Raw genomic sequence first — 5,219 nt, 5'->3', positions numbered from 1 at the left:
TCTCCCCCCCCCCCCCCACCCCCCCCCCCCGCCCCCCCCCCCCCCCCACCCCCCCCCCCCCCCCCCCCCCCCCGCCGACGTCAGTCGCCCAGGACCCGCCGCAGATACGCGTTGGTGAACCGGCGCTCCGGGTCCAGCCGGTCGCGTACCGCCGTGAACTCGCCGAACCGCGGATAGACCTCGGCGAGGTAGGCGGCGTCGCGGGTGTGCAGCTTGCCCCAATGCGGGCGCCCCTCGTGCGCCGTCATGATCCGCTCGGCGGCCGCGAAGTACGCCTCGTACGGCGTCCCGCGGTACATGTGCACGGCGATGTAGACCGTGTCCCGGCCCGACGCCGTGGACAGCGCGAGGTCGTCGGCCGGCGCGGTGCGCACCTCCACCGGGAAGCTGACCTTGAAGCCCGCGCGTTCCACCTGCGCCTTCAGCTCACCCAGCGCCGTGACCGCGGCCGCCCGGGGCAGGGCGTACTCCATCTCCACGAACCGCACCCGCCGCGGCGAGGTGAACACCTTGTAGGGGATGTCGGTGTACGTACGGGCCGACAGCGCGCGGCTGGAGATCTTGGCGATGCCCGGTACGGCGGCCGGCACCGCTCGCCCGACGGAGCAGGCGACCTGGAAGACCCCGTTGGCCAGCAGCTCGTCCTCGACCCAGCCGCTGACCCTGCCGGGGGGCGCGGCCGGGCCCTGGCTGCGGTTGTTGCGCTTGGTGTTGCAGCTGCCGGTGTGCGGGAACCAGTAGAACTCGAAGTGCTCGTTCTCGGTGACCAGCTCCTCGAACCGCTCCGTCACCTCGTCGAAGGGCATCGGCTCCTCGCGGGCGGTCAGCAGGAACTCCGGCTCCACGGCGAGGGTGAGTTCGCTGATCACGCCCAGCGCACCCAGGCCCAGCCGGGCCGCGGCGAAGACGTCCGGGTTCTCCGCGGCGGAGCAGGTCAGCACCGAGCCGTCGGCGGTGACCAGTTCCAGGGCGGTGATCTGGGCGGCGATCGACGCCGAGTCGCGGCCGGTGCCGTGGGTGCCGGTGCTGGTCGCCCCGGAGACGGTCTGCTCCATGATGTCGCCCATGTTGGTCAGCGACAGCCCGTGCGCGGCGAGCGTCCGGTTCAGCTGCTTGAGGGGCGTACCGGCGGCGACCGTCACCGTCCCGGCCTCGCGGTCGATCCCGCGGACGCCGGTCAGCCGCTCGGGACGGATCAGCAGCCCCTCGGTGGCGGCCACTGGGGTGAAGGAGTGGCCGGTGCCGGCCGCCTTGACCGTCAGCCCGTCCGCGGCGGCGGCGCGGACCGCGGCCGCCAGCTCCTCGGTGTTCGCCGGGGCCACGCTCCGGGCGGGGCGGGCGGTGACGTTGCCCGCCCAGTTGCGCCACGGTCCGGTTGCCGTGCCGCGCCCTCCCGAGCCGCCGACGGCGCTGCTGACTGCCATGGTGACGCCCCCTCCCTCCACGCCCGGCCGGGCGTGGGTGTGAGCGCATGATGTCAGTCGCCGACGCGCCGTCCACAGGGGGTGACCGGAATCACATGATCAAGGAATCGGCCGGAATCGCCCGGCTCCCGGACATCTCGTACCGGCGGTAACAGTGCGGGATCGCGACCGGTGGTGCCTCACGCGACGCTCTCCTCGTCCCGGCGCTCCACGGGCGCGACATCCTGGCCCGCCGTGCCGGTCCCGGCCACCGCCGCGGGCGTCGAGCGCGGACGGAGCCTGGGGTAGCCCGCGAACGCGACGAGCATGGCGAGCACCCCCGCCGCCCCCGGCACCAGATAGCCCCGGGCGGCACCGGCGGCGTCCACCACCCAGCCGGCCGCCGACGAACCCAGCGCGACACCCACCGCCAGTCCGGTACTGGTCCACGTCATGCCCTCGGTCAGCTTCGCCCGCGGCACATGCTCCTCGACCAGCGCCATCGTGGTCACCATCGTCGGCGCGATGGACAGCCCCGCGAGGAACAGCGCGCCGGCCAGCAGCGGCAGCGAGCCCACCAGCTGCAGCGGCACCATGCTCACCGCCATCGCGCAGACCCCCACCGTCCAGCGCCGGGCGGGGTGGCCCTTGAGGTGCAGCAGCCCGAAGACGGCGCCGGCCACACACGAGCCGAGGGCGTAGACCGCCAGCACCAGGCTGGCCGCGGCCTTGTGCCCCTCCTCCTCGGCGAACGCCACGGTCACCACGTCGATCGCCCCGAAGATCGCACCCGTCGCCACGAACGTCACCACCAGCACCTGCAGCCCCCGCGAGCGCAGCGCCGAGCCCTTCGCCTCGTGCTCCCGTGGATGCGGCACCGGCTCCGTCGTACGCTGCGCCGTCAGCCAGAAGACACCGACCGCCAGGAAACCGCCGGCCAGCAGCGGGCCGGCTTCCGGGAACCACGCGGTGGACAGGCCGATCGACAGGATCGGGCCGACGATGAAGCACATCTCGTCGACGATCGACTCCCACGAGTACGCGGCGTGCAGCTGACGCGGGGAGCCCCGGTAGAGCTCGGCCCAGCGTGCCCGGATCATCGAGCCCACGCTCGGCACACACCCCACGCAGGCCGCGAAGACGAACAGGATCCAGTCCGGCCAGCGCTGCTGCGCGCTCAGCAGCAGACCGGCCACGGCGGCGAGCGACACCAGCGTGGCCGGGCGCATCACCCGGCGCTGGCCGTGCAGGTCCACCAGCCGGGAGATCTGCGGGCCGATGACTGCGGCGGACAGCGCGAGGGTCGCCGACAGCGCGCCCGCCAGGCCGTAGCGTCCGGTCAGCTGGGAGACCATCGTGACGACGCCGATGCCCATCATCGACAGCGGCATCCGCCCCAGCAGGCCGGCGGCGGAGAAGGACTTGGTGCCGGGCCGGCCGAATATGGCGCGGTAGGGACTGGGCAACGGGGGCGCTCCGCCGGATGAGGACCGAAGATCGGTAAGGAATGTATGTGGTCGATACAGCTTACGGCGGGTGCGGTGTCGGCCGCCTCCGGATTTCCACCGGCGCCGAGGCGCCCCGGCGGCCCCCTGCGCACACCGGACCTGCCCGCCGCACCCGGACGGAGGGTGGCAGGATCGACTCATGCCCGAACAGTGCGATCCCAGCCCCTATGACGCCCTGCTGCTGCTGTCCTTCGGCGGCCCCGAAGGCCCCGACGACGTCGTCCCGTTCCTGGAGAACGTCACCCGCGGCCGCGGCATCCCCCGTGAGCGGCTCAAGGAGGTGGGCCGGCACTACTTCCTCTTCGGCGGCGTGAGCCCCATCAACGCCCAGAACCGCGACCTGCTGGACGCGCTGCGCGGGGACTTCGCCGCACACGGCCTGGACCTGCCCGTCTACTGGGGCAACCGCAACTGGGCGCCCTACCTGACCGACACCCTGCGCACGATGGTGGGCGACGGCCACCGCCGGATCGCCGTCCTGGCGACCAGCGCCTACGCCTCGTACTCGGGCTGCCGGCAGTACCGGGAGAACCTCGCCGACTCCCTCGCCGCCCTGCAGGCCGAGGGACTGCCGGTGCCGCGGGTCGACAAGCTGCGGCACTACTTCAACCACCCCGGCTTCCTCCGCCCGATGATCGACGGTGTGCTGGCGTCGCTGGAGGCCCTGCCCGCGGCGGTCCGCGACGGCGCCCACATCGCCTTCACCACCCACTCCATCCCCACCGCCGCCGCCGACACCTCCGGCACGCCCGCGGACCACACCCGGGACGGCGAGGGCGGCGCCTATGTCGCCCAGCACCTCGACGCGGCCCGGGTGATCGCGGACGCGGTCCGCGAGGAGACCGGTGTGGACCACCCCTGGCAGCTCGTCTACCAGTCCCGCAGCGGCGCCCCGCACATCCCCTGGCTGGAGCCGGACATCTGCGACCACCTGGAGGAGCGGCACGCGGCCGGCGTCCCCGCCGTGGTCATGGCCCCCATCGGGTTCGTCTCGGACCACATGGAGGTCAAGTACGACCTGGACACCGAGGCCACCGCCAAGGCCGCGGAGCTGGGCCTGCCGGTCGCCCGGTCGGCCACCGTCGGCGCCGACCCCCGGTTCGCGGCGGCCGTCCGCGACCTCGTCCTGGAGCGCGCGGCGACCGAACGGGGCCGCACCCCGGAGCGCTGCGCCCTGGGCTCCCTGGGCGCCAGCCACGACCTGTGCCCGGTCGGCTGCTGCCCGGCGCGCGCCCCGCGCCCGGCCGCCGCCGGCGCCGACTGGCGCGGCCCGGTCGCACAAGCCCCCGCGTAGACCTGCGCGCCCGCCCCGGCCCGTACGCCCGCGCAGGCCGTACGCCCGCCCCACCACCGCTCGTGTGAGCAAGGAGCATCGTGCCCGACCCGCTGCACCCCGACCCGACGCCGACCGACGCGCTCCACGACGAGCTTCTCGGGCTCGCCCTGGAGGCGGCCCGTCGCGCAGGAGCGCTGCTGCGCGACGGACGGCCCGCCGACCTCGGCGTGGCCGCGACGAAGACCAGCCCCATCGACGTCGTCACCGAGATGGACATCGCCTCCGAGAAGCTGATCACCGGCTTCATCGGGGAGGCCCGCCCCGACGACGGCTTCTTGGGGGAGGAGGGCGCCAGCACCGAGGGCACCAGCGGTATCCGCTGGGTCATCGACCCCATCGACGGCACCGTCAACTACCTCTACGGCCTGCCGTCCTGGTCGGTGTCCATCGCGGCGGAGCAGGACGGCGAGGCGGTCGTCGGGGTGGTGGCCGCCCCGATGCGCGGCGAGACCTACCAGGCCGTCCTGGGCCGTGGCGCGTTCAACAACGGCGAGCGCATCCGCCACCGGCCCGCGCCGCCGCTCTCCCAGGCGCTGCTGGGCACCGGCTTCGGCTATCTGGCCGAGCGCCGGGCGGCCCAGGCGGAGGTGGTGCGCACCCTGCTGCCGCGGGTGCGCGACATCCGGCGCGGCGGCTCGGCCGCGATCGACCTGTGCGATGTGGCCTGCGGCCGGCTCGACGCCTACTTCGAGCGGGGCCTGAACCCGTGGGACCTGGCCGCCGGGGCCCTGATCGCCCGCGAGGCCGGCGCGCTGACCGGCGGCCGCCCCGGCCGGGCCGCCTCCCACGAGCTGACCCTCGCCGCCTCCCCGGCCCTCTTCGCCGAGCTCCAGCCGCTCCTGGACGAGCTCGGCGCCTGGCACGACTGACCCGTGCCGGACGCGGACACGGGAGGGGGGGGGGGGGGGGGGGGGGGGGGGGGGGGGGGGGGGGGGGGGGGGGGAGGGGTGGGGGGGGGGGGGGGGGCGGATG

General features: G+C 74.5%; 4 protein-coding genes. 2 read left to right on the top strand and 2 right to left on the bottom strand.

Going from position 1 to position 5,219, the window contains the following annotated elements:
* Positions 1–80: 80 nt before the first annotated feature.
* The gene (locus tag ACZ5XZ_RS24035; protein WP_468981319.1) at positions 81–1,424 is read right to left on the bottom strand and encodes a D-arabinono-1,4-lactone oxidase; all 1,344 of its coding nucleotides are present in this window, start codon (positions 1,422–1,424) and stop codon (positions 81–83) included.
* A 179-nt stretch (positions 1,425–1,603) separates the two neighbouring features.
* Complete coding sequence (locus tag ACZ5XZ_RS24030) at positions 1,604–2,869, bottom strand: MFS transporter (RefSeq protein ID WP_468981317.1); 1,266 nt, start codon at positions 2,867–2,869, stop codon at positions 1,604–1,606.
* A 181-nt stretch (positions 2,870–3,050) separates the two neighbouring features.
* Here ACZ5XZ_RS24030 and ACZ5XZ_RS24025 point away from each other — a divergent pair, with 181 nt between their 5' ends.
* Together ACZ5XZ_RS24025 and ACZ5XZ_RS24020 are read left to right on the top strand one after the other, a co-directional pair.
* Positions 3,051–4,205, top strand: a complete 1,155-nt coding sequence (locus ACZ5XZ_RS24025) for a ferrochelatase (RefSeq protein WP_468981315.1) — start codon at positions 3,051–3,053, stop codon at positions 4,203–4,205.
* 80 nt (positions 4,206–4,285) lie between these two features.
* Positions 4,286–5,116, top strand: a complete 831-nt coding sequence (locus tag ACZ5XZ_RS24020) for an inositol monophosphatase family protein (RefSeq protein ID WP_468981313.1) — start codon at positions 4,286–4,288, stop codon at positions 5,114–5,116.
* Positions 5,117–5,219 lie beyond the last annotated feature (103 nt).

The organism is Streptomyces sp. NPDC033270, from assembly GCF_055576575.1.
This window is presented reverse-complemented; position numbering and strand designations above follow the sequence as displayed.